25 protein-coding genes, 2 tRNA genes and 2 pseudogenes are annotated in these 24,518 nt (G+C 68.9%); 11 read left to right on the plus strand and 18 right to left on the minus strand.

Annotated elements, in window-relative coordinates; genetic code table 11:
* Window positions 1-70: 70 nt before the first annotated feature.
* The gene (locus tag AB0I38_RS10160; protein WP_358465044.1) at window positions 71-874 is read left to right on the plus strand and encodes an inositol monophosphatase family protein; all 804 of its coding nucleotides are present in this window, start codon (window positions 71-73) and stop codon (window positions 872-874) included.
* A gap of 94 nt (window positions 875-968) precedes the next feature.
* Here AB0I38_RS10160 and AB0I38_RS10165 read toward each other — a convergent pair whose 3' ends face one another.
* Window positions 969-1,712 carry a MerR family transcriptional regulator gene (locus tag AB0I38_RS10165; protein WP_358465047.1) on the minus strand — a complete coding sequence of 248 codons (744 nt, stop codon included), beginning with the start codon at window positions 1,710-1,712 and terminating at the stop codon, window positions 969-971.
* A gap of 369 nt (window positions 1,713-2,081) precedes the next feature.
* On the opposite strand from AB0I38_RS10165, the gene AB0I38_RS10170 reads away from it, so the two are divergent.
* The gene (locus tag AB0I38_RS10170) at window positions 2,082-3,725 is read left to right on the plus strand and encodes a carboxylesterase/lipase family protein (protein ID WP_358465050.1); all 1,644 of its coding nucleotides are present in this window, start codon (window positions 2,082-2,084) and stop codon (window positions 3,723-3,725) included.
* Window positions 3,726-4,065: 340 nt separating this feature from the next.
* Here AB0I38_RS10170 and AB0I38_RS10175 read toward each other — a convergent pair whose 3' ends face one another.
* Together AB0I38_RS10175 and AB0I38_RS10180 are read right to left on the minus strand one after the other, a co-directional pair.
* The gene (locus AB0I38_RS10175; RefSeq protein WP_358465053.1) at window positions 4,066-4,827 is read right to left on the minus strand and encodes an alpha/beta fold hydrolase; all 762 of its coding nucleotides are present in this window, start codon (window positions 4,825-4,827) and stop codon (window positions 4,066-4,068) included.
* Complete coding sequence (locus AB0I38_RS10180; protein ID WP_358465056.1) at window positions 4,821-5,408, minus strand: TetR/AcrR family transcriptional regulator; 588 nt, start codon at window positions 5,406-5,408, stop codon at window positions 4,821-4,823. The genes AB0I38_RS10175 and AB0I38_RS10180 overlap by 7 nt, the downstream gene beginning before the upstream one ends.
* A gap of 102 nt (window positions 5,409-5,510) precedes the next feature.
* Here AB0I38_RS10180 and AB0I38_RS10185 point away from each other — a divergent pair.
* A pseudogene (locus tag AB0I38_RS10185) lies at window positions 5,511-5,639 on the plus strand (DUF6653 family protein); the annotation flags it as partial.
* 465 nt (window positions 5,640-6,104) lie between these two features.
* A pseudogene (locus AB0I38_RS10190) lies at window positions 6,105-6,254 on the plus strand (IS5/IS1182 family transposase); the annotation flags it as partial.
* A 3-nt stretch (window positions 6,255-6,257) separates the two neighbouring features.
* On the opposite strand, the gene AB0I38_RS10195 reads toward AB0I38_RS10190, so the two are convergent.
* The 5 genes from AB0I38_RS10195 to AB0I38_RS10215 are packed head-to-tail and all read right to left on the minus strand — an operon-like array spanning window position 6,258 to window position 9,868.
* On the minus strand, window positions 6,258-6,926 hold the full coding sequence (locus AB0I38_RS10195) for a hypothetical protein (RefSeq protein ID WP_358465059.1): 669 nt from the start codon (window positions 6,924-6,926) through the stop codon (window positions 6,258-6,260).
* Window positions 6,923-7,699, minus strand: a complete 777-nt coding sequence (locus AB0I38_RS10200; RefSeq protein ID WP_358465062.1) for a hypothetical protein — start codon at window positions 7,697-7,699, stop codon at window positions 6,923-6,925. Before AB0I38_RS10200 ends, AB0I38_RS10195 begins: the two co-directional genes overlap by 4 nt.
* On the minus strand, window positions 7,696-8,544 hold the full coding sequence (locus AB0I38_RS10205) for an ABC transporter ATP-binding protein (RefSeq protein WP_358465065.1): 849 nt from the start codon (window positions 8,542-8,544) through the stop codon (window positions 7,696-7,698). The genes AB0I38_RS10200 and AB0I38_RS10205 overlap by 4 nt, the downstream gene beginning before the upstream one ends.
* Window positions 8,541-9,344, minus strand: coding sequence for a zf-HC2 domain-containing protein (locus tag AB0I38_RS10210; RefSeq protein ID WP_358465071.1), 804 nt, complete (start codon window positions 9,342-9,344; stop codon window positions 8,541-8,543). Before AB0I38_RS10210 ends, AB0I38_RS10205 begins: the two co-directional genes overlap by 4 nt.
* On the minus strand, window positions 9,341-9,868 hold the full coding sequence (locus AB0I38_RS10215; RefSeq protein WP_358465073.1) for an RNA polymerase sigma factor: 528 nt from the start codon (window positions 9,866-9,868) through the stop codon (window positions 9,341-9,343). The genes AB0I38_RS10210 and AB0I38_RS10215 overlap by 4 nt, the downstream gene beginning before the upstream one ends.
* Before the next feature lie 993 nt (window positions 9,869-10,861).
* Here AB0I38_RS10215 and AB0I38_RS10220 point away from each other — a divergent pair.
* Window positions 10,862-11,179, plus strand: a complete 318-nt coding sequence (locus AB0I38_RS10220; RefSeq protein ID WP_358465076.1) for a hypothetical protein — start codon at window positions 10,862-10,864, stop codon at window positions 11,177-11,179.
* Between the two features lie 244 nt (window positions 11,180-11,423).
* Here AB0I38_RS10220 and AB0I38_RS10225 read toward each other — a convergent pair.
* The 7 genes from AB0I38_RS10225 to galU form a co-directional block, all read right to left on the minus strand.
* A tRNA-Ala gene (locus AB0I38_RS10225) sits at window positions 11,424-11,500 on the minus strand.
* 50 nt (window positions 11,501-11,550) lie between these two features.
* Entirely contained in the window at window positions 11,551-12,147 is a 597-nt protein-coding gene (gene sepX / locus AB0I38_RS10230; protein ID WP_358465079.1) for a divisome protein SepX/GlpR, read from the minus strand.
* A 124-nt stretch (window positions 12,148-12,271) separates the two neighbouring features.
* Entirely contained in the window at window positions 12,272-12,916 is a 645-nt protein-coding gene (locus AB0I38_RS10235; RefSeq protein ID WP_358465081.1) for a GNAT family N-acetyltransferase, read from the minus strand.
* A 79-nt stretch (window positions 12,917-12,995) separates the two neighbouring features.
* Window positions 12,996-13,472, minus strand: a complete 477-nt coding sequence (locus tag AB0I38_RS10240) for a MogA/MoaB family molybdenum cofactor biosynthesis protein (RefSeq protein WP_358465084.1) — start codon at window positions 13,470-13,472, stop codon at window positions 12,996-12,998.
* The gene (gene moaC / locus AB0I38_RS10245) at window positions 13,469-13,939 is read right to left on the minus strand and encodes a cyclic pyranopterin monophosphate synthase MoaC (RefSeq protein ID WP_189124024.1); all 471 of its coding nucleotides are present in this window, start codon (window positions 13,937-13,939) and stop codon (window positions 13,469-13,471) included. The genes AB0I38_RS10240 and moaC overlap by 4 nt, the downstream gene beginning before the upstream one ends.
* The gene (gene glp / locus AB0I38_RS10250; protein ID WP_358465088.1) at window positions 13,936-15,123 is read right to left on the minus strand and encodes a molybdotransferase-like divisome protein Glp; all 1,188 of its coding nucleotides are present in this window, start codon (window positions 15,121-15,123) and stop codon (window positions 13,936-13,938) included. Before glp ends, moaC begins: the two co-directional genes overlap by 4 nt.
* Complete coding sequence (gene galU / locus AB0I38_RS10255) at window positions 15,110-16,012, minus strand: UTP--glucose-1-phosphate uridylyltransferase GalU (protein ID WP_358465091.1); 903 nt, start codon at window positions 16,010-16,012, stop codon at window positions 15,110-15,112. The genes glp and galU overlap by 14 nt, the downstream gene beginning before the upstream one ends.
* Window positions 16,013-16,036: 24 nt before the next feature.
* Here galU and AB0I38_RS10260 point away from each other — a divergent pair, with 24 nt between their 5' ends.
* The 3 genes from AB0I38_RS10260 to AB0I38_RS10270 all read left to right on the plus strand — a co-directional run bounded on the left by AB0I38_RS10260 (window position 16,037) and on the right by AB0I38_RS10270 (window position 18,518).
* The gene (locus tag AB0I38_RS10260) at window positions 16,037-16,606 is read left to right on the plus strand and encodes a 5-formyltetrahydrofolate cyclo-ligase (protein WP_358465093.1); all 570 of its coding nucleotides are present in this window, start codon (window positions 16,037-16,039) and stop codon (window positions 16,604-16,606) included.
* A gap of 23 nt (window positions 16,607-16,629) precedes the next feature.
* Window positions 16,630-18,135 (plus strand): potassium/proton antiporter, encoded by a 1,506-nt coding sequence (locus AB0I38_RS10265; protein WP_358465096.1) that lies wholly within the window; start codon window positions 16,630-16,632, stop codon window positions 18,133-18,135.
* 68 nt (window positions 18,136-18,203) lie between these two features.
* Window positions 18,204-18,518: an FmdB family zinc ribbon protein gene (locus AB0I38_RS10270; protein WP_358465099.1), complete on the plus strand. Its 315-nt coding sequence runs from the start codon at window positions 18,204-18,206 to the stop codon at window positions 18,516-18,518.
* Here the strand turns inward: AB0I38_RS10270 and AB0I38_RS10275 are convergent.
* A complete protein-coding gene (locus AB0I38_RS10275; protein WP_358465102.1) occupies window positions 18,515-20,491 on the minus strand; it encodes an MDR family MFS transporter in 1,977 nt (658 codons plus the stop codon). The genes AB0I38_RS10270 and AB0I38_RS10275 overlap by 4 nt on opposite strands.
* A gap of 111 nt (window positions 20,492-20,602) precedes the next feature.
* Here AB0I38_RS10275 and AB0I38_RS10280 point away from each other — a divergent pair, with 111 nt between their 5' ends.
* Window positions 20,603-21,409 (plus strand): S-methyl-5'-thioadenosine phosphorylase, encoded by an 807-nt coding sequence (locus AB0I38_RS10280; RefSeq protein ID WP_358465105.1) that lies wholly within the window; start codon window positions 20,603-20,605, stop codon window positions 21,407-21,409.
* Window positions 21,406-21,978 carry an RcpC/CpaB family pilus assembly protein gene (locus AB0I38_RS10285; protein WP_358465108.1) on the plus strand — a complete coding sequence of 191 codons (573 nt, stop codon included), beginning with the start codon at window positions 21,406-21,408 and terminating at the stop codon, window positions 21,976-21,978. Before AB0I38_RS10280 ends, AB0I38_RS10285 begins: the two co-directional genes overlap by 4 nt.
* Before the next feature lie 47 nt (window positions 21,979-22,025).
* Here AB0I38_RS10285 and AB0I38_RS10290 read toward each other — a convergent pair whose 3' ends face one another.
* On the minus strand, window positions 22,026-23,093 hold the full coding sequence (locus tag AB0I38_RS10290; RefSeq protein WP_358465111.1) for a D-alanyl-D-alanine carboxypeptidase family protein: 1,068 nt from the start codon (window positions 23,091-23,093) through the stop codon (window positions 22,026-22,028).
* Window positions 23,094-23,354: 261 nt separating this feature from the next.
* Window positions 23,355-23,888: a hypothetical protein gene (locus AB0I38_RS10295; protein ID WP_358465114.1), complete on the minus strand. Its 534-nt coding sequence runs from the start codon at window positions 23,886-23,888 to the stop codon at window positions 23,355-23,357.
* A 151-nt stretch (window positions 23,889-24,039) separates the two neighbouring features.
* On the opposite strand from AB0I38_RS10295, the gene AB0I38_RS10300 reads away from it, so the two are divergent.
* A tRNA-Arg gene (locus AB0I38_RS10300) sits at window positions 24,040-24,112 on the plus strand.
* Window positions 24,113-24,518: the final 406 nt, after the last annotated feature.

The raw sequence follows: 24,518 nt of genomic DNA on the forward strand, positions 1-24,518 counted from the left end.
ATCACCGACCATCTCGGCGACGACAAGCACGAATGCTCCGGCAAGACTTGCCTGATCTACCCTGCGGTTCATGATGATCACAGATGTTGAGCTGGCCCGTACGGCAGCGCAAGTGGGAGCAGCCGTCGTGCGCACTATGTTCGGCGCATCGCTGGCGCGCTTGGAGAAATCCGGTGGTGACTTCGCCACGGCGGCCGACATGGAAGCGGAGAAGGCCATACTTGACGTTCTTCACGCTGCTCGGCCCGGCGATGCCGTGACCGGCGAGGAGAGTGGGCGTACGGGTCCGGATGGGGCGGTGCGCATGTGGCTGGTCGACCCGCTGTGCGGCACGCTGAACTACGCCGTGCACACCATGCTGGTCGCGGTGAACGTCGCCTTGCGCGTGGGCTCGGACATCACGGTGGCGGCCTCGGTTGACCCGTTCGCCAATGAAGTGTTTTGGACCGATGGTGTCCAGGCACGGGTCCGCCGCGACGGCGTGGACGAGTCGCTGAGGCCGTCGCCGGATTCGCGGCTGGTGGAGGTCAACCTGGACCCGCCATTTCCGAACTCACCCGCTTTTCGTGCTGCGGCTCTTCTCTCCGATGCGGGGTTCGCCGAGCGGTTCCGCCCGCGCGTCGTGTCGACCACTTTGGCGATGGCCTGGGTTGCGGCCGGCCGGCGAGCTGCCTACGTCACAGACGGCCGGTTGTATGACAGCGTGCACTTCGCCGCCGGGATAGCGTTGTGCCGGGCCGCCGGATGCGTGGTGACTGGCCTCGATGGCCAGCCGCCGCATACCGGCGCGGGCGGGCTCGTCGTCGCAGCCGATCAGGAGACCCACGCGGCGCTGCTGGACCTCATCGGCGGCCAGGGGCCGCAGAGGGGTTAACACGATTGCTTTTTGAGCGGAACCGGGCCTTCCGTCTTGCCGCCCTGAGCGTCATGGGCACCGAGGGTGCCGCGCAGATGGCGGGATCGGCTGGTCACTGTCCCCATTTCTCCGGCTCTCGTCGTCCGTACTCGACGAGAAGTTCCATGGCCCGCCGCTGGCCAGGGCTCATATCGGTCAACATCATCTGCCCGAACCGTGCCGTGGCGGCGACGGTGGACGTCTGGTCCGCGGTGAGCTCGGTAGGGACGTCCGTGGGCAGCAGACCCGGCAGCATCGCGTAGAGCTCACCCGCGATCTCGTCGACGCGAGGATCGTTCGCGTCGGCGTCCGCCAACGCGGCCAGCTTCAGGTTCCACCCCTGCCACGGCGAGTCCTGCCCGACACCGGCGAGATAGGGGTCCACGAGTTCGGGCAGCGCCACCTCCGCCGCCCGGAGGATCCCGATGTCGCCTTGGGGCAGATCAAAACCGCGGACGGCCGCGGCGAGCTCGGGAGACAGCGTCGGATCGTCCCCGTATTCAAGGAGGTGCGCTATCACGGCACGGCGGCGCTGAATCTCCGACTCTCCGTCGGCCAGCTCCGCGTCCAGCTCGGCCAGTATCTCCCTCAGGTCCACCGCGCCCGTCTCCGCCAGGGCATCGGCGACCTCGCCGAGTCCCATGCCGAGCGCGGCCAACTTGCGGATCTGTAGCAGGCGGCTCAACGCGCTCATGCCGTAGCTTCGATAACCGCCGGCGGTACGCTCCGGCTCGGCAAGCAGCCCGATCCGGTGATAGTGACGAACGGTCCGCGGAGTCACGCCCGCGAGCTTGGCGATTTCGCCTATCAGCAACATGGCGAACAGTAAAACCCCTGCCCTTGCGACAAGGTCAAGCCCGCCACGACCTCCGCACGGATCGACGATCCCTTGCGAAGAACCTTGCCCTTACGTGTCTGCCGCGAGTGGCACCGAGGGTCAACCGGCGCGGTACTGGTCGATGACCCGGTTCAGCTCTCGTCGGAATCCGCGCTGCGTGAGACGTCTTCCAGCAGCGCGAATGCTTTTCCCGCGATATCCAGCGCGGTCTTCGTCTTCCCGAGCTCGCTGGTGAGTTTTTCGTTCCTGGCATCGAGCTTGGCCGCTTGAGTCTTGAGCTTCTTGTTCTCGGCCCGCAGCCGGGTCAGTTCCTCCTTCTTCGGTTTGCCCCTTAAGTGAAGGTCCGGCGTGCCGGTCGGCTCACCCGCTTCTCGGTCACCTGACCATCCTGCCCCGTCCTGGCGGCCTGATCAGCAAGGGTCATCGTCGCCATCTCAATCGTCCTGTCTCGCCCTGCTTCACATCAAAAGGACTCGTTCGTCCCATGTCTCACAGCAGTCTGACAGAGAGGGCCTGGACCAGGGCTGTGTCGTACGGACCGATACGGGCTGGGTGCGAGGCGAGGTCGCCAGGGACCACCGGATCTTCCAGGGCATCCCCTACGCCGCTTCTCCGGTCGGCGACCTGCGCTGGCAGTCGCCCCAGCCGGTAACTGCCTGGCGTGGTGTCCGCGCCGCGACACGCCCCGGTGACAGGTGCGCCCAGTCCACGGATCTGTGGGGGTTGCCGGCCAGCGACAGCGAGGACTGCCTGTACCTCAACGTGACCGTCCCGCGCTCAGCCACTCCGCGCCGCCCCCGGCCCGTCATGGTCTGGTTGCACGGCGGCAGCCTGACGAAGGGGGCCGGCAGCGACTACGACGCCACCCGCCTGACCACGCGCGGCGACGTCGTGGTGGTCACCGTCAACTACCGGCTTGGCGTGTTCGGCTTCTTCGGGCATCCCGGACTGGCGGGCAGCGGGGCCTACGGGCTGGAGGACCAGCAGGCGGCATTGCGCTGGGTCCAGCGCAATGTAGCGGCCTTCGGAGGCGACCCACGCAACGTCACGTTGTTCGGGGAGTCCGCCGGAGCGCACTCGGTGTGCGCCCACCTGGCGTCGCCCACCGCCGCCGGCCTCTTCCACCGGGCGATCACCCAAAGCACGTTCTGCTCCCTGACCGCCTTCACCGGCAGCCGCCTGAGGCCGGTCATGGACCTCCCGATGTGGGTTCCCAAGGCCGCCCACGAGGCGCACGGAGCCACCACCGCCGCCGCGCTCGGCTGCACCGATCCGAAGACAGCCGTCACCTGCCTGCGTGGCAAGCCCGTCTCCAAGCTCCTCGCGCAGGAGCCGCTCGCCCTTCCGGGCTACGGCAACGCCGTGCTGCCTGCCGATCCCGCGACCGTCTTCGCGCAGGGCCGCTTCCACCGCGTGCCGATCCTCACCGGCATCACCCGTGACGAGGGGACCCTGTTCACCGCGCTGATCTTCCCCGGTCTCACCGAGCAGGGATACCAGGAGGGCCTGCGGCACATCTTCGGTGACAACGCCGCGGCGATCGCGGCGAAGTACCCATCCCGTGGGCGGCCGACGCAAGCCGTAGCGGCGATCATGAGCGATCTCGACTGGGCGTGGGCCGGTCGTGCCAGTGACCGAATGCTCAGTGAGCACACTCCGGTCTACTCCTACGGGTTCGCCGACCGTACCGCGCCGCCGATCTTCCCCCTTCCCGGTGGCGTGGAGCCGCTCGCCTCGCACGGATCGGAACTGTCGTTCCTGTTCCCCGGGGCCCCGCTCACCCGCGAGCAGCGGAAGCTCGGCGACATGATGATCACATACTGGTCGCGCTTCGCGGCGACCGGCGACCCCAACGCTCCTGGCCTGCCGCGCTGGAGCCCCGTGCGCACCGGGCACGTCCATCGCCTGGCCCCGGGCCCCGGTGGCGTCGGCGTCTACGATCAGGACGCCCTCCACGAACTGGCCTTCTGGGACCGCCTGTCCAGCCACTGACCTGGCGGACATCCATCAGGGGGCACGGTGATCGCTGCCGCCGGCCCTTCACGCGCTCCCAGCGCCTCAACACCACCAGCACCCTTCGACACGAACGCCACACGTGCCAGAACCGACCCGCCCAACGATTCCGAAGACCTCGGAAACACGAAATCCCGTCCGATTCAGATGATCGGACGGGATCCCGTCAACCTCAGTCCAGCCGTTTCAAGAACGGCCCTTGGTGGGGTGTTCACGAGTGGGCGTGGCCTGCGGTCGAGGCGGGGCTTCAAGGTCGCTTCCCGGCCGGCAAGTGATCGTTTCCCGGACTCGCCGAGGACTCGGGCACCGAGTGCGTTGATCAACTGTCCGTCAGGAAGGCCAGGGCGTCCGGGGCGAACCGTTTGTCGGTGAACGTGCCGCTGTGGCTTCGGCCCGGGTAGACGACGAGCTGGGCGTCCGGGATGCCTTCCACCGTCTGCCGGGCCAGTTCCAGCGGGTAAACCAGGTCTCTGTCGCCCTGGATCAGCAGCGTGGCCGCCTTGATGTCGTGCAGCCGTCCACGCAGGTCGAAGCCGTCCTCGGCGTCGAGGACGACGGCGGCGTCGGTGTGGTCTTCGTGGCCGCTGTCAGACAGCCACAGCAGGCCTTCGAGCAGCCTTCGGCCGATCGTCGATTCCGTGACGACCTCGGCCAGCGCGGGGCTCGGCCGCCTGCCTTGGCGTGCGCGCTCGATGTAGGCACGCTGGGCCCGCCTGCCGATGGGGCCGAGGGTGCAGGCCGTGCCGGCCAGGACGAGGCGGTCGACCAGGCCGGGATGGTCGGCGGCGAGTTGGAGGGCGATGGATCCGCCGGTGGAGATGGCCAGCATGTTCACCGGGGCCTCGAAGGTGGTCCTGATCGCCTGCGCGTAGACGGCGGCGAGGTCGGCCATCGTCGTGCCCGATGGCAGCCCAGGTCGGCGGTTGACGACGTAGACGGTGAAATGCTCGGTGAACGGTCGCACCAGCCGCATCGTGGACCAGCGCGCCAAGCCTCTCGGGTTGGCGGCTTGCGGGGTGTAGAGCGGGACGACCAGGGGTGGCCCTTCACCGGCCGACAGGTACGGCAGGTCGTTCAGCATGAGGTGAGCCCTTCCGTGACAGCATCGATCAGGCGGTCCATAACGGCCGGGTAGATGTCGGCGTCCAGGTGTTCGGCGTACAGCGGGGTAAGCAGGACCGCGCGCAGCACGCCGAGCAGTACCTGCGGATCGCCTTCCAGATGGGTGTCGAGGAACTGGAGCAGATCGGCCATCGGGCCGTCCTCGGCGGCGGTCATCCGCTCGGGGGTGAGCTTGGCGGCGACTGCGGCCATCTCCTCGGGGTGGGACATCAGCCGCCGGTAGAGCGGGTTGGTGTCGAGTTCGACGACCGTGGCGCGCAGGAAGCGCCGCAGGCGGTCGCGGGTGTCGGTGCCGCGGTTGAGCCCTTCGTCGATCACGCGCCGCCGCACCCCCTCGTACTGCCGCAGCATGACCTCGAAGTAGAGGTCCTCCTTGGAGTCATAGAAGGCGTAGATCGAGGACTTGGCGATGCCCGCAGGGGTCGTCAGCTCTTCCAGTGACGTCTTGCGCAGGCCCTGGGTCGAGAAGAGGCGGGTGGCGGTGTCGAGCAACCGCTCGATGATCCGCGCCCGCTCTTCCTCGGAGAACGCCGACGGCATAGTATCTCCATATGAACAATCTGGTTTTTCGTTCACAGGATATCCTGTGGACGCACGGCCGACGCAAGCCGCGGGTCTCACCCGTTCCTTTCGGAGGTCGACGTGAAGCCCCTGTTCACGGTCGCCCAGGACTTCCGCATCACCGACGAGGTCGGGAAACGGCACGCCAACCCTTGGAGCGTCTATACCCGCTTCGCCGCGATCCCCGGCATGATCCTCGCCATCTGGAGCCGGACCTGGACTGTGGTCACTGCTCCCAGTCGCCACAGTGATCGTCTGGCGTCGGTGGACGGGCTGCGGTTCGTCGTCCCGGTCAAGACGATCAACACCGGGCCGTCCGCACGCCCACCGGCCGGTCCCACCCGCGCTCACAGCGGTCCACCACCAGCGCCCTCCGCCAGGGCCACCGCACGAGCCGAAATCAGCCCACCCAGCAGCCACAGAGCCTCGGAACCGAAGAAATCCCGCCCGATCAAGCGATCGGACGGGATCTCGTCAACCGTTCCTGAGCTAACTCAAGAACAGCCCTTGGTGGGGTGTTCACGAGTGTGTCCAAGCAGGGGTGGGGGGGTGCCTGGAAGATCGCTTCCCGAACTCGGTGTGATCGTTTCCCGGGCTTCGTATGGGTGCGTTCGCGATTCCCGCGCTAATGATTGCCGGGCCCATATGCTTCCAAAGCGTCTGCCAGAGCTTGTTAAGATCCGCCGCTGCACCGACCGCGACGGCCGAATCCTGGACTTCTACCTCTACCTGTCCGCCGCGCTCGTCACCGTACGTCAACTCATCCAACGCGCTCGCAAGCGTTACCGCTGGGACACCCGCCCGACGACCAAGCGACTCAAGTGATCCCTATTTGCCGGGCACTCTAAGTCCATTCCGAGACCCGGCGAGCTGGCTCGTGAGTGTGGACCGTCGTACCGGATCGCGTGACATCCAGGTCAGCGCCGCGAGTCCGGCCATCAGCAGCAGCGACCAGCGGAGATGGGCCGCCGTCCAGTCCTGGGGCCGGAGCGTGAGCATCGCGACCGGCCCCGGCAGTACGAAGATCAGTAGCGTGCCCCCCACCACGCTGGGCGCCGCCGCGACACCGGGCTCCCGCATGCCGCGCCTCGTCAGCATGACGGTGCCGGCCAGGCCCACGACGAGCATCCCCGCCAGCTCCACCGTCGACCACAGGATCCAGACCGCCGGCAGGTACGGCCCCAGAACCAGCAGCGACACCCCCCACACCGGGACGATCCAGACCAGTGCGAATCCCAACCGCAGAGCCGTCCGCGCCCACAGCGGCAGCGGCACCGGCGCGACCACGTTAGCTGCGGCGTCGTCCAGCACGAACACCGAGGCCAGCGTGAGCAGCACGGCGATCAGCCGCAGCGGCCAAAGCGCGCCCTTCCATGTGAGAGGTTCGGTCCAGACCAGAACCGTGCCGGTGACCAGGAGCGCGCCCATCAGTGGCTGCCACCGGATCACCTTGCCGCTCAGCCGGGCCAGCAGGGCCGCCTGGGTCAGGCGGATCACGTGAGCTGTCCGATACCCGTGATCATCACGCAGAGCACGATGACCGCGCCGATCCCCAGCCAGAGCTCGCGCCGGGGGGTGTCCTTGAGCATCGCCAGCGCCCCAGCCCCAAGGCAGAGCGACAGCAGATAGAGGGCGTGCAAACCCATGTCTCCGGGGAGGAACCCGGCCGCGTCGAGGTGCGGCGCGGGGCCCCAGACCGCCAGGTCCACATAGAGGGCGAGCAGGTACTTGCCCTGCTGGTCGAAGAGGAGCTTGGTGCCGACGATCAGCGCCAGCATGACGAGCACCGACGCCCCAGGCCATGGCAGCCATCGGGCGACGGCCACCCCGAGCAGGCCCGCCCCAAGCACGTTCAGCGGTCCCATGCCCAGCTCCGCCAGGGACGGAAAGCGCTCCAGCTCGTTGCCGGTGATCAAGTAGAGCCCGGCCATCAGGGCCTGCGCCGTACATGACAGCGCGAAGGGGCCGAGGGCGGCAAGGCAGAGGGCGCCGGTGCGTCGTGATCGGTCGCACGGAGCGGCCGACAGCGTCTCCTCGGCCCGCCGCGCCGCGGAGGCGACCAGGTTGGCGGCGAAGAAGGCAGGAACCCCCCAGAAGATGATCATTTCAGCGGTCAGCGCGGTGAACCCAGGGCGCGGTCCCGCCCAGCCGTCTTCGGCCACCCGCAGGATCCACAGCAACAGGCCCAGCACGGTGAGAGGGTGTCGCAGGAGTCGCGCGGTCTCGTTCAGGGCAAGCGGCGGTACGACCCGTATTCCGACGGCGGTCATGCCGGCACCTCCGACGGGACGTCTCCGAGCAGCAGGAGGTAGCCGTCCTCGATGGTGGGCGAGACCAGGTCGGCGTCCGGAGGGCTGGAGCCGATGTTGCGGAACATCCCCTCCGCGGTGCGCCACGAGAGCATGCCCGCCCGCTCCCCCGACACCCAGACCTGGCCGTGCGCCAGACCACGGAGCTCCTCCGGCGTGCCGCTGAATACGCTCGCGCCGTTCCTCAGCACCACGATCCGCTCGCACAGCGCCGCGACGTCCTCAGTCTGGTGAGTGGAGAGCAGGACCGTACGGTTCTCGCCGATCCGAGAGATCAGGTCGCGGAACCGGAGTCGCTGCTCGGGGTCGAGACCAGCGGTGGGTTCGTCGAGGAGGACCAGCTCCGGCTCGCCGAGCAGCGCCTGCGCGATGCCGACCCGCCGCCGCATGCCACCGGAGAGCGTCCTGATCCGCTTTCCGCTCACGTCGGTGAGACCCACCTCGCCGATGACGCGGCGCACCTCGTCGTGCCGCGCGCGGCGGTTCACCATCTCCTTGAGGATCGCCACGTAGTCGACGAACTCGAAAACGGTGAACCCTCGCTGGAATCCTGGGTCCTGCGGCAGGTAACCGAGCCTGCGCCGGATCTCCAGGCGGTCGCGCACCGAGTCCCTCCCGAGCAGGTGTACCGATCCGGAGTCGGCCGCCAGCACGGTCGCCAGCAGCCGGATCAGCGTGGTCTTCCCGGCGCCGTTCGGGCCGAGCAGCCCGGTCACCCCCGGCCCCGTCGTGAAGGTCAGCCCGGACAGGGCGCGGTGGCGTCCGAAGGTCTTGGTCACGTCGTCCAGGACAACGGTGTCGATCACGAAAACTCCTTGCGGCGAACGAAGATCAGGAAGCTGGAGGCGGCCGCTACGGCCAGCGAGAGCAACTGGACGGCTGAGCCGAACAGCGCCGAGTCGCCGCTCTGCAGGGCCGTTCCCGCGACTCCGGAAAGCCAGAGCCCGGAGATGGCGGCCCCGGCGTACAGCGGCTCGAACCAGCTCGACAGCGCGAGCGTCAGAGAGGTCAGCGCCAGCGCCGGCAGCAGCCAGGCGGCCAGCGCCCCCCTGTCGTTCAGCAGCGCCAGCCCCGTGACCAGCGCCAGCGCCACGCAGACGCCGAGGACGGCCGTGGCACGGATGAGCGCCAATCTCACGATGGAGTACGGGGCCGCCAGGGCGAGCTCGTGCGCGGGGTCCGCCCGGCCGAAGGCCATGACCACGCCCGCAACCGGCACGGTCGGCGCCACCGCGAGGAAAACCAGCATGCCGAATCGGGTCGTCTCCCCGGTGGCGAGGACCGCGAACAGCAGCGCCAGCGCGCTCGCCGCGATCCACCCCAGCCGAAGCGAGGGGGTCACGCCGAGCAGCCGTGCTGTGTGCTCACGCACGCCCATGTGGCACAGCAGCCGTTCGAGCGGCCGGGGCGCGGGTGCGTCCACGACCGCCACGATGTCGTCCCACACGCGGTCCAGCCGGGCGCGGGGCACGGCGGGGACCAGACTCTGCCGGCAGGCGGCGCAAACCAGCAGGTGTGCCTCGACCGAGGAGGCCAGGACGGCGTCGATCCTGCCTTGCGTGTAGTCCCGGCTCAGGTCCTCGTCAATGTGCCATGCCGTACTCATGCGAGTTCCTCCCTCAGCAGGCCACGGGCGCGCATCATGCGGGTCTTCACGGTTCCGGTGGGGATGCCGAGCAGCTTGCCCGCCTCCCGGGAGGTCAGCCCGTCGAGCACGGTCGCCTGGACCACCGCCCGCAACTCAGGCGAGAGCCGGTTCAGCGCGGTGCCCAGTTCCCCGTACTCGATGCCGAGCAGCACCTGCTCTTCGGCGGAGACCACGACGTCCTCGTGGTCCTTGATGATCGCGGGGGAGCGGCCGCGCAGTTGGTCGAGGAGCCGGCGGATGCCGATGCCCCAGATCCAGGCAGCCACTTCGCCCTTTCCCTGCCACTTATGCGCGGTGCGCCAGACTGCCACGAACGTGTCCTGTACGGCGTCGTCGACCACGCCGGCATCCGCGCAACGGCGGGTCAGCCGTAGCACCAGCCAAGGGGCGTGCCGAGCGTAGAGGACCTCGAACGCCCGGCGGTCGCCTTCGGCGACGACCTTCAGCAGTCGCGAGTCGGTCCAGCTCTCGTGATCACTCATCCGAACTCGCTGCTCATTGCTTTCACGTCTGTCTGTCGCGTCCCGGTGCCCGGACGGTTCAGTCGCATGGCTGAGCCGGCAGCGATCGTGGGCTCACCCTTGGTCGCGAGCGTCGGGAAGGCCGCGCTGGACGAAGCAGGGGCAATGGCGAGTTTCGCCACGTCAGTTCGTTTTGGGTGGTGACGAGGTCGCTGAGCTCCGCAGCGTACGGTAGCACCAGGTATGCGGCAAAGAACAGACAGACAGCCCTAAATCGTACGTTTTGGCTGCAAGACGGACCTCGCCGATCCACAACGGCAGTCCGCCTGGTGCCGACAGCGCTTGGAGGTTGCCGGCGTGCTGGTGGGTCTTGCCGGAGTACCAGGCGTCGATGGGTTCGCCCTTGACGCTGAGGGCGGCTCGGCGCAGCGATCGATCGGGATCAGGGTGCCGTCCAGGATCAGATAAGCCAGCCCGTCGGCGTGAGCGCGGTCAAGGGCCTTGGGCAGATCTGGCGCTTGAGCTGCGAGAACCTCGATTCCCTCATGGATGTAGCGGTAGGCGGTGGCGCGGGAGACGCGGTGGTCGCGGGTCCCTGGCCTGCCCGCTGATGCCCGCCCGGCTCGCCCAGGCCACCACCGGTCTGGACGACGCCGCCATCCGCACCCCATCGGAAGAACTCACCGCGCTCATCAGCGCGCGAGAGCCGTACTTGCTGCGCCTCAAGCAGAGCCCGAACACCGACGGCACCGTCCGCTTCCAGTGCCCGGCAGCAGGCACCTCCCCATCGCTGGCCTGCCCCCGCTTCGACCGCCTCCACCAGCGCGGACCTAGCCGGCCCACCGCGGTCGACCTCACCGACACCCGGCAACGAGCCGCCCACCCCGCGGCCAAACCTCGCGTTCTTCCCCCACAGCCCGACCACAAGACCGCGAACTGCCGAGGATCTGCCACCAGCACACCATCACCGTCCGCAAGGACGACCTCGGCCACCTCGACAAGTTCCGCCAGGACGTGGCATACCTCAGTCCTGCCTGGATCGGAACCTACAAGTCCGTCCGGGCCAACACCGAGGGCCTCAACGGCAGAGTCAAGGGACACGATCTTGATCTCGGCGACCCGAAGAACCGGCTCGCCCACGGCCGCGTCGCCCAGACCATCCTGCTCGCGCTGCTCGTCACCGTCGCCAACGACCACTTCCTCGACCAGTGGCGCCACACCCACCAGCCCCCAGACGAGCCCGACACATCCGCCGACATCCCCGAGATCCCAGCAGAGCACAGCGACCGCACGCCCCTCACCGGCCGGAGCAGGCCACCACCCGCCCCATAACCCGCACTTCAGATCACCTTGTCGCAGCACCCAGCCCGGAGCCGGCATCGCCATGCCCAGCAACGCGAACTCCGACCTCCACCAGCGGCCTGACACCACCCGGGCCTTCCCGGACACCCGCTCCGCGGCTCCCAAACCAGGACGAACCCGATTCGGAAACCCCTAAAACGACAAGATCCCGCCTGATCGCGATGATCAGACGGGATCCCGTCAACTTCAGTCCGGCCGTTTCAAGAACGGCCCTTGGTGGAGATGAGGGGATTCGAACCCCTGACCCCTTCGATGCGAACGAAGTGCGCTACCGGACTGCGCTACATCCCCATGAACCTCGACCAGGTTAGCAAACTCCAAGAGGTTCTCGCGCCACCGGTTCAGTCGCCCACCGCTCGCCTCGGCGGTTCGGCGTACTGGTCGAAGAGTACGTCCGCCTGCCGGGCGGCGAGATCGATGATCTCGGCCTCGGCCTGCTCGGCGGCGAGCCGCTCGGCGTGCCGCTGCTCGCGGACCCGGCGGGCGCGGCCCTGGGCGGCCCGCTGGCGGCGTTCCTGGTCGACTTGTACGGCGATGCGCAGAAACGCCAGGTAGGACAGCATGACGACCACGGCCGGGGCGACCCCCCACCACGGCATCATGTCGACCCAGGCGGTCACCACCGAGGCGATGACGAGCAGCGCGGTGAAGAAGAGGAGGCGGCGGCGCCGGGCCACGATGATGGCGCGTCGCCGGGCCCGGAACTGCCGGGGGTCGATGCGCTCGCTCTCCAGCGGCATGGCGTCGTCGTCGGACTCGGCGGCCTCGGCCGCGTGCATGGAGAGGTGTTCGAGGTCGGGCAGCTGGTGCTCGCCGGTGTAGTGTTCCTCGAGCTCGACCAGCTCGGCCAGGTTGCTCTTGTCCCGGCGCAGCCACATGGGGATGAGGACGCACAGCCACATGACGACGATGGCGAGATAGAGGAGGACGCTGCTCACGACCACCTCCGGGCACGACGAAAACGCCCAGGTGTCGTCGGCGTTCTCGATGTGCTCACGTCACGCACCGTAAGACCGCGTGTCACTGATTGACGAGCATTCGGTGCGGTGTGTCGCGAGATCGTCAAACCTCTTCTACTGGAGACCCACCGTGAGCGGCTGCTTCACGCGCGCGACGCCACTGCACGAGCAGCCCGCCGGGAACGTCCTCAACGGTCAACGCGTAGCAGATGTGGTCGCGCCAGGCCCCATCGATGTGGAGTTGACGACGCCGAATGCCTTCTTCCCTGAATCCGAGCTTCTCAACCACTCTGCGGCTGGCTTGATTCTCGGGGCGGATGTTGGCTTCGAGGCGGTGCAGCCCGGTGGTGAAGAAGCAGTGGTCGACGGCCATCGCGAGGGCGGTGGGAGTGATGCCGCGACCGGCCACGGTGCCGTCGATCCAGTAGCCGACCTGAGCGGAGCGGGCCGAACCCCAGACGATGGCGCCCACGGTCAGCTGACCGGCGAAGCGGCCACCGTACGTGATCACCCAGGGTAGCGCCAGGCCCTGTCTGGCCTCGCGGCGCAGCGTGCCGACCATGGAGACGTACGGGCCCAGACCGGTGCGGAAGAGTGGTGTCTCGGGGTTGCTGGGCTCCCAGGGGCGCAGCCAGTCGACGTTGCGCAGCCGGGTCTCGCGCCATGTTCGTACGTCGGCCAGCCGTAGCGGTCGGAGGCCGACCGATCCCTCCGCAAGGGTCGCAGGCCAGCCACGAAGTCGATCCACGTTCTCATCATCCCCCCATCGAGCACGATGTCGCCACGGGTCATCACTGGTGACCCAGAGCACACCGAATCGTGGGGTGTCAGCGCGGGTGATCGCCGCCGCGTACCTGCTCCACCGCGTGCCGGAGCACAGGCGCGAGTACGGCGATGCCATCGCGTACGCCGCCGGAGGAGCCGGGCAGATTGACGATGATCGTGCCATCCGCCTGGCCGGCGAGCCCACGGGAGAGGATGGCAGTGGGCACTTTGTCGCGGTTCGCCTGACGAATGGCCTCGGCAATGCCGGGAATCTCCCGGGAAATGACCCGGGCGGTCATCTCCGGCGTGAGGTCGGTCGGCGTCAGCCCCGTGCCTCCCGTCGTGACGATCACCTCGTATCCGGCGGAAACCCCCTCCCGCAGCGCCCCTTCCACCGGCTCGCCGTCGGGCACCACCACGGGCCCCTCGACCTCGCACCCCGCCTCGGCGAGCAGCGACACGAGAAGCGGCCCCGACTTGTCCTCATAAATCCCGGCAGAGGCCCGGTTCGACACGGTCACCACGAGCGCCCGGATCATGGCCGCGTCCAGACACCGGTCTTGCCGCCCGTCTTCTCCTCCACCCGCACATCGGTCACCACTGCGGCCGGATCCACCGCCTTGACCATGTCGATCAGGGCCAGCGCCGCCACCGACACCGCCGTCAGGGCCTCCATCTCCACCCCGGTGCGGTCGGCGGTCTTCACCCGGCAGGTGATCGCCACCCCCCAGTCCTCGACGTCGAGCGTGACCTTCACCCCGTGCAACGCGATCGGATGGCAGAGCGGAATCAGGTCGGGCGTCCGTTTCGCCCCCATGATGCCGGCGATCCGAGCGACCCCGAGCGCGTCACCCTTGGGCACCTCCCCCGACCGCAACAGCTCCACCACCGCGGACGACAACAGCACCCGCCCGGTGGCCGTGGCAGTGCGCGCGCCGATGTCCTTGGCCGAGACGTCGACCATCCGCGCCGCGCCCGTCTCGTCGAGATGGGTGAACTCACTCACAGCCGGATCACCTCCACAGCGGTGCCCGACGGCACCTCGGTCACATCCTCCGGCACCACGATGAGCGCGTTGGCCGAGGCCAGGGCGGCCAGCTGGTGCGAACCCTGCCCGCGCACCGGCGACACGGTGCCGTCGGAGGCCAGCGTGCCACGCAGGAACGAACGCCGCCCCTGCGGCGACCGCAATGCCCCGATGACGTGCGCGGTCTGGGTCTCGGGCGGCCCGGCGGGCAGCCCGCACATCTTCCGCAGCGCCGGCCGTACGAAGAGCATGAACGACACGTACGACGAGACCGGGTTGCCGGGGAGCGCGAAGATCGGCACCTGGTCCTCGCCCACCACGCCGAACCCCTGCGGCATGCCGGGCTGCATCGCGACCTTCTCGAAACGGACCGTGCCGAGCGGCCCGAGCGCCTCCTTGACCGGCTCGTAGGCGCCCATCGAGACCCCACCGCTGGTGATGACCGCGTCGGCGCGCACCAGCTGCGCGTCGAGCTGGTCGAGGAAGACGGCCGGATCGTCGCCGACGGTGTCGGCGCGGAAGCCTTCGGCGCCCGCCTCACGGACGGCGGCGGTCAGCGTGAAGCTGTTGGAATCCCAGATCTGCCCGGGCCCGAGCGGCAGGCCCGGCTCGACCAGCTCGGCGCCGGTCGCGAGCACGACGACACGAGGGCGGGGACGCACCCGGACCCGGCGGCGGCCCACCCCGGCGATGATGCCCAGCTGGGCCGGGCCGATGACGGTGCCCGGCGCGAGCACCAGCTCGCCCGCCTGGACGTCCTCGCCGGCCCGGCGGATCGCGTTGCCGGGAGCGGCGGTGCGCTCGATCCTGACCGAGGCGGTGCCGCCGTCGGTCCATTCGACCGGCACGACCGTGTCGGCGCCCGCCGGCACCGGAGCGCCGGTCATGATCCGCACGGCATGGCCGGGGCCGACCGCCCGCAGTTCGTCGGAGCCGGCGGCCACGTCGTCGATCACCGGCAGGGTGACCGGCACCTCGGCGATGTCCTCAGCTCGTACGGCATAGCCGTCCATGGCGGAGTTGTCGAACGGCGGCAGCGGCAGCGGCGCGCTCACCTCCTCGGCCAGCGTCGTGCCCAGGGCGCGCTCCAGCTCCAGCTCCAGGGGCGCGAGCGGGCGTACGGTGGCCAGGATGTCGGCCAGGTGCGCGTCAACCGATTTCATCGAGGAACTCTCGCAGCCATGGGACGAAGTCGGGCGCCAGGTCGGGCCGGTCGGCCGCGAACTTCACCACCGTGCGCAGGTAGTCGAGCTTGTCACCGGTGTCGTAGCGACGCCCTCGGAACAGCACGCCGTGCACGGGCCCACCCTTGTCGGAGGAGTATCCGGCGAGCGTGCGGAGCGCGTCGGTGAGCTGGATCTCGCCGCCACGGCCGGGCGGGGTGTTCTCCAGCACCTCGAACACCGCGGGGTCGATGACGTAGCGGCCGATGATGGCCCAGTTGGACGGCGCCTCGTCGACCGGCGGCTTCTCGACCAGGTCGGTGACGCGGACGACGTCGTCCTCGTCGGTCGCCTCGATCGTGGCGACGCCGTACAGGGAGACCTGCTCCTTCGGCACCTCCATCAGCGCGATGACGCTGCCGCCGAACCGGTTGCGCACCTCGATCATGCGTTTGAGCAGCTCGTCGCGGTAGTCGATCAGGTCGTCGCCGAGCAGGCAGGCGAACGGATGGTCACCGACGTGCTGTTTGGCGCAGAGGACGGCGTGGCCGAGGCCCTTGGGCTCGCCCTGCCGCACGTAGTGCAGGGTGGCGAGGGCGGCCGGCTCACGGACCTGGGACAGCTTGTGCTCGTCGCCCTTGGCTTCGAGCACCTCCTCCAGCTCGAACGCCCGGTCGAAATGGTCTTCGATCGAGCGCTTGTTCTTGCCCGTGACCATGAGAAGGTCGAGGAGCCCGGCGGAGGCCGCTTCCTCGACGACATACTGGATCGCGGGCTTGTCGACGATGGGCAACATCTCCTTGGGTGTCGCCTTGGTCGCCGGAAGGAACCGGGTGCCCAGCCCCGCGGCGGGCACCACGGCTTTCGTCACAGGGTCGAAGTCAGCCATGCATAGACCCTAGTGGAGGTACCTATGGACAAGTTGAACGCCCGCCGCCAGGTCATGTCGGCGCGTGCCCGCCTCTCCCCCGAGCAGCGCCGGGCCAACTCCGTCAAGGTTCGCGAGACCCTGCTCGACCAGCCGTGGGCGCAGATGGCCGGGCTCGTCGCCTGCTACTGGTCGGCCGGCACGGAGCCGGAGACGCACGGGCTGGTGTTCGCGTTGTGGAAGCACGGCGCGACCGTGATCCTGCCCGTCCTGCGGGAGGACGACGACCTCGACTGGGCGGTCTACGACGGCCCCGACACGCTGGCCCCGGGCCGGTTCGGGATCATGGAGCCGGTCGACACGCGGCGCGGCGTCGACGCGATCCGCACCGCCGCCCTCGTGATCGTCCCCGCCGTGGCCGTCGACAGGCGTACGGGTGTGCGACTGGGCCGCGGCGGCGGCTCCTACGACCGGGCGCTGGCCAGAGTCGGCCCGAACGTCCCCACGGTCGCCCTGCTGCACGACGGCGAGCTGATCGACGGCATCCCGACCGAGGAGCATGATCAGCGGGTCCGCTGGGTGATCACCCCTGAGGGACTCATTAGTCTTATGTGACCGAACATGCGAGAGGGGGCCAGATGCCGATCGACGTCTGGCTCCTTCTTGGTTCTGTCATCGTCATCGCCGCGATCGGCTCCGTCCGGATCGCCCATCGCAGCGGCCTGCCGAGCCTGCTGCTGTTCCTCGGGTTCGGGCTGGTGCTGGGCGACGCGGGGTTCGGCATCCCGTTCAGCAACCCGGAGGTGGCCCGGCAGATCGGCATGACCGCGCTGGCGCTGATCCTGGCCGAGGGTGGTCTGACCACCAACTGGAGCCACGTCAAGCGTTCGGTGCCGGCGGCACTGATCCTGGCCACGGTGGGCGTGGCGGTCAGCATCGCGCTCCTGGCCCTGCTCGTGCATTGGCTGCTGGGCGTGGAGCCGACGACCGCGCTGATCCTCGCGGCGGTGCTGGCCCCGACCGACGCCGCGGCGGTCTTCTCCGTGCTGCGCCGGCTGCCGCTGCCGCCACGCCTGGCGGGCATCCTGGAGGCCGAGTCCGGCTTCAACGACGCGCCGACCGTGATCGCCGTGGTGCTGCTGAGCACCGCCGCCGCCAACCCGCCGAGCGTCGGCTCGTTCGTCCTCGAGACCACGATCGAGCTGCTCATCGGCGCCGTCGTCGGCCTCGTCGTGGGCCCCGCCGGCGCCTACGCGCTGCGCCGCGTCGCCCTGCCGGCCTCGGGTCTCTACCCGATCGCGGCGCTGGCGCTCACCTTCGTCTCCTACGCCGGCGCGGTGCTGCTGCACGGCTCGGGCTTCCTGGCCATCTACCTGACGGCGCTGATCCTGGGCAACTCGCGGCTGCCGCACCGGGCGGCCACCAGAGGCTTCGCGGAGGGCTCGGCGTGGCTGGCGCAGATCGGGCTGTTCGTCATGCTCGGCCTGCTCGCCACCCCCAAGGAGATGCCCTCTGCCATCATCCCCGGTCTGATCACGGGAACACTCCTCGTACTCCTCGTACGACCGGCGTCGGTGGCGTTCAGCGCGCTGCTGGCCCGGGTGCTGCGGATGAGCAGGATCAGCTGGCGCGAGCAGGCGTTCCTGTCGTGGGCGGGGCTGCGCGGCGCGATCCCGGTCGTGCTGGCGACGATCCCGTGGGCGGAGGGGGTCGAGGGCTCGAAGCTCATCTTCAACGAGGTGTTCATCATCGTGATCGTGTTCACGCTGCTCCAGGGGCCGACGTTGCCGTTCGTGGCCAGGATGCTCAAGGTGACGGCTCCCGGCGAGGCGCACGACCTCGAGGTGGAGTCGGCGCCGCTGGAGGAGCTGAACGCCGACCTGTTGCAGGTCAAGGTGCCGCCCGGGTCCCAGCTGCACGGTGTGGAGATCTTCGAGCTGCGCCTCCCGGCCGGGGCCGCGGTGACGTTGATCGTGCGCGAGGGCAGATCGTTCGTGCCCGCCGAGAGCACCCGCATCCGCTCCGACGACCAGCTCCTCGTGGTCGCCACCGCGGCCTGCCGCGACCAGGTCGAACGCCGCCTGCGCGCGGTCAGCCGCCGGGGCAAGCTCGCCGGTTGGTACAGAGAGCGGGGAGTGGAATAGGTGTTTGACCGAATCGGTTACCATTAGCAGTCGCATCGCTCGAGTGCCAGAACCTGAAGGAGGGGCGCGTGCCGACCTACCAGTACGCCTGCAACGACTGCGGTGACCAACTCGAAGTCGTTCAGAAGTTCACCGACGATGCGCTGACCGTGTGTCCCGCGTGTGAGGGCAACCTGCGCAAGGTGTTCTCCGCCGTGGGCATCGTGTTCAAGGGCTCCGGCTTCTACCGCACCGACAACCGTTCGTCCTCGACGCCCGCGAGCACGACCGCCACCAGCGGCAAGCCGGCCGAGTCGACCTCGACGTCCTCGACCTCGTCCTCGTCTTCTTCGTCCTCGACCGCCACGTCGACGCCCGCCGCCCCCGCCGCGGCGTCCAGCTAGCCCCGGCCGGCCGGCCGGTCGGCGAACGCGCCCAGCAGCTCGGGCGTCAGCTCGTCGCAGAGCTGCTCGATCTGCGGATGCGGCCCCCAGTCGGCCACGAGCCTGCTCAGGCCCTCACGTGACGATCGCAGCAGCCGCAGGGCCGACTCCTGCCCCTGCGGGGTCAGGCGCAGGCTGTCGCCGTCGGCCGACCGCTCGACCAGCCCGGCCTCGATCAGCTGGTCGGTGTACGGTCTGCCGCGCGCCCTGCTGACGTTGGCCCGTCTGGCCAGGTCCTCGCCCTTGACCCAGTCTTCGCCGCCGAGCCTGGCCACGATCCAGACGCCCTCCGGCGGGATGCCCTTGAGCCCGGCCAGCGAACCGAGCCGGTCGTAGTAGCCCCTGCGCAGGTCGGCGTCCGCGAGCCGTACCAGACCTCGCTCGACCTCCGCCAGCGACGAACGCTGAGCGGAGGTGGCGCCGAGCCCCTCACCCAGGTCGGCGACCCTCGTGGTCTCCCTCAGCCGCTGTTGCGGGATGAACCAGGTGAGCACGAACGCCAGGCCCATGATCGGCGAGGCCACCGCGAAGACGGTGGCGATCGCGTCGGAGTAGGCGTGCAGGAAGGCGGCCGCCGGCCCCGGGGGGAGCCGCTGGATGGCGGTCGGGTCCCGCTGGATCAGCGCCGGATCGAACCCGGCGGGCAGCCGGGTGGTGGCGAGCAGCTGGACGAGGTCGTCGTTGAGCCGCCAGGTGAAGACCGAGCCGAGCGTGGCGACCCCGAATGAGCCGCCGATCAGCCGGAAGAACGTGGCCCCGGACGTGGCCACCCCGAGATCCTTGAAGTCGACGGCGTTCTGAACGATGATCACCAGCACCTGCATGGTCATGCCCAGGCCCATGCCGAGCACGAGCAGGTAGAGACCCATGGTCAGCATCCCGCTGTGCTCGTCGAGCGTCGACAGCAGGAACAACCCGGCCGTCGCGAAGGCGGTGCCGGTGATGGGCAGGAAACGATAACGTCCGGTGCGGCTGATGATCTGCCCCGAGGCGATCGACAGCACCAGCGTGCCCGCCATCATCGGCAGCAGATAGAGACCCGACACGGTGGGGCTCACCCCGTGCACCACCTGCAGGAACAACGGCAGATAGGTCAGCGCGCCGAACATCCCGAAGCCCACCACGAACCCGACGACCGCCGTCATCGCGAACGCCCTGAGCCTGAACAGCCCGAGCGGCAGGACCGGCTCGGCCGCCCGCCGCTCGACGCCCACCCACCCGGCCAGCAGGGCCAGCGCCGCCACCGCCAGCCCGATGATGACCGGATCGGACCACGGGTAGACGGTGCCGCCCCAGGTGGTGATCAGGACCAGGCAGGACGTCGCGCCGCCGAGCAGCACCACGCCCGCGTAGTCGATCCGGTGCTTGGTGAGGGTGGCGTCGCGCGGAAGCACGGCGACGATCACGAACAGCGCGACCGCGCCGATCGGCAGGTTGACGTAGAAGACCCAGTGCCAGGACAGGTTGTCGACGAACACCCCGCCGAGCAGGGGACCGACGATGCTGGAGACGGCGAACACCCCGCCGAACCAGCCCTGGTATCTCCCTCTGTCGCGCGCCGAGACGACGTCGCCGACGATGGCCTGCGCCAGCACCATCAGGCCGCCTCCGCCCAGACCCTGGATCGAGCGGAAGGCGATCAGCTGGCCCATGCTCTGGCTGATCCCGCAGAGCGCGGAGCCGATGAGGAAGATGACGATGGCGGCGACGAAGAGCTTCCTGCGGCCGTACTGGTCGCCGAGCTTGCCCCACAGCGGGGTCGAGACCGTCGAGGCGAGCATGTAGCCGGTCACGACCCACGACAGCTGCTCCAGGCCGCCCAGGTCGCTCACGATCGTCGGCAGGGCGGTCGCGACGATGGTCTGGTCGAGAGCCGCGAGCAGCATGCCGAGCATCAGCGCGCTGATGATGAGCCCGAGGCGCTTCTGCCGCATACGCCCGATCCTACTCATCGCGACGGTTCGACTACGCAGCGCAATTAGGTTATCCACAGAGCGACGTTCGGGCCCTCCTCCCCCTCCTCCCTTGCCACTACTCTCGGCGCCATGGTCAATAGCGCAGAGATCGGCGTCATCGGAGGTTCGGGCTTCTACTCCCTGCTCGACGACGCCGAAGAGAGAGTGCTCACCACCCCCTACGGGCCGCCGAGCGACGTGGTCACGGTCGGCCGCATCGGCTCGCGTTCGGTCGCCTTCATCCCCCGGCACGGGCGTGATCACCGGTTCCCGCCCCATGACATCCCCTACCGCGCCAACCTCTGGGCGCTGCGCTCGCTCGGCGTGCGTCAGGTCCTCGCGCCCAGCGCCGTGGGCTCGCTGCGAGCCGAGCATGGGCCCGGCACGATCGTGATCCCCGACCAGATCGTCGACCGCACGTCGGGGCGCGTGCAGACCTACTACGACAAGGGCGGCGCGGTCCATGTGTCGTTCGCCGACCCCTACTGCCCGTCCGGGCGCGCGGTGGCCGTGGCCTCCGCCCGTTCCGGGGGCTGGGAGACGGTCGACGGGGGCGCGCTCGTGGTCATCGAGGGGCCGCGGTTCTCCACCCGGGCGGAGTCTCGGTGGTTCGCCTCCAACGGGTGGACCATCGTCGGCATGACCGGGTTCCCCGAGGCGGTGCTCGCCCGGGAGCTGGCGCTCTGCTACACCACGCTGTCGCTGGTGACCGACCACGACGCGGGGGTCGAGACGGGCGAGGGCGTGACGCACGAGGAGGTGCTGGAGTTCTTCGCGCAGAACGTGGCGCGCATGCGCACCCTGGTGTCCGACGCGGTCCAGGCGCTGCCCGCCGAGCGCACCTGCCCGTGCGGGTCCACGCTTGACGGTCTCAAGCTGCCCATCGAGCTGCCATGATCCGGGCCTGGCCACGACGGCTCGGGCGGCGCCGCCGGCTGGTGGCGGCCGTGGTGGCAGGCTTCGCCGTTCTGCTCGGATATTTCGCCATACGCCCCGCTTCGGGGCCTCTGGTGCTGGTGGCGGCACGCGACCTGTCGCCGGGCGTGCTCGGGCCCGGCGACCTGCGCGCCGTCGCGCTGGAGCATCCCCCCGACGGGGCGCTGCGCTCGGGCGCCACCGGGCGGGTGCTGGCCGGGCCGATGCGGCGCGGCGAGCCGCTCACCGACGTCCGGCTGCTCCACTCGCTGCGGCTGCCCGCCGGCAGCGTGGCCACGCCGGTGCGCATCGCCGACGCCGACGTGGCCGGCCTCATCTCCCCCGGCTCCACCATCGGCGTACTCGCCGCCTGGGAGGGGCAGCCGGCCGAGCTGGTCGCCGACGACGTCACGGTCATCACCATCCCCAAGACCGAGGACGACCACGGCGCCCTGGTCGTGCTGGCCACCACCCCCGACCAGGCGGCCCGCCTGGCGGCCGCCCAGACCGGCGGCCACCTCTCGATCACCATCAACCCTGAATTACCGTGACCATCCGGCCGCGATCTCCCGCATGAGCGCATCCATGCGGGAGACGTCTAGAGCACCGAGTCGATCTTCGGGTCATACTCCCAGTGCCACGGCTCGAACGGGCTGCTGTAGGCCCAGTCCGGATGGAACCAGCCATACCTCTTGGCGTTCTGCTCCATCCAGACGAACTCCACCGACCTGAACCTCTCGATCCCGCCGCAGAGGTCGACGGCCAGCCCGAGACCATGGTTGCTGCGCCCCGGCACGGCCGCGAACCCGGGCCGCCGATAGTAGACCGACTGCTGCTCGGCCAGGCTCCGGTAGGCGTCGGTGACGCACATGTACCTGCCGAAGCGCCGCCGGTAGGACTCGTTGAGGCTGACGAACGCGATCGCGGCATCGGCCCGCAGGCTGTGCCCCCTCTGCTGCAACGGGCAGAGCATGTTGCTCGGGATCAAGCCGTTCGGATAGCTGTTGGCCGTCGCGATGCGCAGCGGATTGCACTTGAGCGCCGCCGTACCCACCTTGTCGATCTTGATGCCCAGCTTCACCAGAGCCGCGGTCAACGACTTCACGACCTTGTCGGAACGCTGCCGGAGTGTGTCGACCTCGGCCGACATCTGCGCCTCGGTCAGCAGGTTGTCGGCCCGGAGCTCCTGCGCCTCACTCGCCAGCCGCTGCGTGTCACGAGTGAGGGTGGCGGTCTGCTCGACGGCGTGCTGCCGATCCCGAACGATCTGCGTGACGCTCGCCATCGCCCGCAACGTGTCCTGGCTGGCATCGCCGGCGAGGAACGACCCGACCCCGTCGGCGCCCACCGGCTGCTGGTAGAGCAGCTCGACCATCTCCGACACCGGCTGGCGCATCTCCTGCAGCCGCGACTCGGCCTGCTGCAGGGAGTCGAGCTTCGTCTTGAGCTCCTTCTCGGAGGCCGCGATGCTCGCCCGGCGCTTCTCCAGCGCCCTGGTCGCCTCCTCGAGCTCCTTGGCCGACTTCTCAGCCTCCTTGCGCAGCTCGGTCAGGTTGGACGGATCCTGGCTGCCGATTTGGGCGGCGTAGGCGGGGAGCGCGGTCTTCGCGGTTCGTGCGGGAGACGCAGCACTCGCGGGAAGCGCGACCAGGGACGTCACCGCCATGACAACCGCGATCAGACCCGCTGATCGTGGGGATGGCACGTCCGACTCCTCCGTTTGCGGGCTCGTTACCTGGGTCCGGCACGCACGTTACTACAGCCCTCCGAGTGTCCGGACCGAACTCCAGCGAGCCGTTATGACACAAAAGAACGTTTTGTACGACAGAGTCGAGTCATCTGCGACTCGACCGATGTGCCCGTCCTGCTGTTGGGCAGATCGCGTCCTACTATTGGGTACGCCGCGAACGGGCCGGCGGTTCGATCATCACCTGGCCCCCCTCTCGGCCGACGACCGCCTTCCGCCGGACGACAGCCCCAGCAACCCGGGCAACGACGCGCTCGCGGTGGCCTTCTGCGCCGGCGCCCGCTCGCGGTCCTTGCAGACCTCCCACAACCAGGTGTCCTCCCACTCCCCCGCACACTCCTCCCGCTGCACCGGCTCCTCCCGGCTCACGGGAACCGGCGCGGTGGGCGACGCCCTGACACCAAGCGTCGGCATCGGCATCGGCGTCGGCATGGGAGTGAGGACGGGTGAGGGGGTGGGTGAGGGCGCCGGCGGAACGAAGGCCGGGACCAGGCCCTTGTAACGCCGATCGGGGCGAGAAGGGGCGGGCAACAGCACCGGCTCCAGCGGCAGCCGGCCGCCGGCTCCGGCGTTCACCTCCCGCCGTACCTCCGCCTGCTGGAAACGGCCGAGCTCGCCGGCCAGCAACCCACCAGCGAAGATCGCGGGCGCCAGCAACGCCGCGAACAACACCACCGGCCTCCGATGCACTTCCCGCCGCCGCCTTCTGGTCACCCGGCAGACGGTAGCCACGCCCCGTGGGGTGTGCGGGGGGCGGTGGGCAGGTCTTTACCGCGGCTCAGAGCAGCCATGACTTGCCGGGGCGAACTCGTGTCTGGCGGGTGGTCCACGCAGTGCCTGACTTTCGCTAGGCTTACGGGAGTCCGCCTCCGTAGCTCAGGGGATAGAGCACCGCTCTCCTAAAGCGGGTGCCGCAGGTTCGAATCCTGCCGGGGGCACTCATCTCCACCAGGCTTTTCGTGCGCTGACCTGCGGTTTCTCAGCCGCAGGCCTTTTGCCCGCCAGGCCCTTGATAGGTCGCCGGAGGCACACGTATGCAGCCGTAGGACCTTGATCACGGGATATATGCGGGATGATCTTAACGATATTTTCGCAGGTCAATCGCAGCTTGATGGACCCTCCGAGACCTGAAGTGCTCCGCGGGAGTGTCTCGTACAGGCTCTGGCTCTTGCGAACTGGCACAGGACCTCCAAGCAATTGGACATGCCAGTCCAGATGCACGGACACGAGTCCTAGTGTTCAGCCAGAGAATCTGCGGTTCCGTGGCCGGCCGACGGGCCGATTCGCCATGGTCGAGCTCAAACACGGCGGAGGCTAACGATCAGTAGTCGACGGGGCCAGCGT

This window comes from Nonomuraea cavernae (genome assembly GCF_040655715.1).
GTDB classification, from domain to species: domain Bacteria; phylum Actinomycetota; class Actinomycetes; order Streptosporangiales; family Streptosporangiaceae; genus Nonomuraea; species Nonomuraea cavernae_A.

Coding starts and splice junctions, on each gene's coding strand:
- AB0I38_RS10285 (WP_358465108.1), top strand. CDS start 21,406: ATGATCCGGGCCTGGCCACGACGGCTCGGGCGGCGCCGCCGGCTGGTG.
- AB0I38_RS10260 (WP_358465093.1), top strand. CDS start 16,037: ATGGACAAGTTGAACGCCCGCCGCCAGGTCATGTCGGCGCGTGCCCGC.
- AB0I38_RS10180 (WP_358465056.1), bottom strand. CDS start 5,408: ATGCCGTCGGCGTTCTCCGAGGAAGAGCGGGCGCGGATCATCGAGCGG.
- AB0I38_RS10210 (WP_358465071.1), bottom strand. CDS start 9,344: ATGAGTACGGCATGGCACATTGACGAGGACCTGAGCCGGGACTACACG.
- AB0I38_RS10165 (WP_358465047.1), bottom strand. CDS start 1,712: ATGTTGCTGATAGGCGAAATCGCCAAGCTCGCGGGCGTGACTCCGCGG.
- AB0I38_RS10280 (WP_358465105.1), top strand. CDS start 20,603: ATGGTCAATAGCGCAGAGATCGGCGTCATCGGAGGTTCGGGCTTCTAC.
- AB0I38_RS10175 (WP_358465053.1), bottom strand. CDS start 4,827: ATGCTGAACGACCTGCCGTACCTGTCGGCCGGTGAAGGGCCACCCCTG.
- glp (WP_358465088.1), bottom strand. CDS start 15,123: ATGAAATCGGTTGACGCGCACCTGGCCGACATCCTGGCCACCGTACGC.
- AB0I38_RS10275 (WP_358465102.1), bottom strand. CDS start 20,491: ATGCGGCAGAAGCGCCTCGGGCTCATCATCAGCGCGCTGATGCTCGGC.
- galU (WP_358465091.1), bottom strand. CDS start 16,012: ATGGCTGACTTCGACCCTGTGACGAAAGCCGTGGTGCCCGCCGCGGGG.
- AB0I38_RS10215 (WP_358465073.1), bottom strand. CDS start 9,868: ATGAGTGATCACGAGAGCTGGACCGACTCGCGACTGCTGAAGGTCGTC.
- AB0I38_RS10200 (WP_358465062.1), bottom strand. CDS start 7,699: ATGACCGCCGTCGGAATACGGGTCGTACCGCCGCTTGCCCTGAACGAG.
- AB0I38_RS10290 (WP_358465111.1), bottom strand. CDS start 23,093: ATGGCGGTGACGTCCCTGGTCGCGCTTCCCGCGAGTGCTGCGTCTCCC.
- AB0I38_RS10160 (WP_358465044.1), top strand. CDS start 71: ATGATGATCACAGATGTTGAGCTGGCCCGTACGGCAGCGCAAGTGGGA.
- AB0I38_RS10265 (WP_358465096.1), top strand. CDS start 16,630: ATGCCGATCGACGTCTGGCTCCTTCTTGGTTCTGTCATCGTCATCGCC.
- AB0I38_RS10240 (WP_358465084.1), bottom strand. CDS start 13,472: ATGATCCGGGCGCTCGTGGTGACCGTGTCGAACCGGGCCTCTGCCGGG.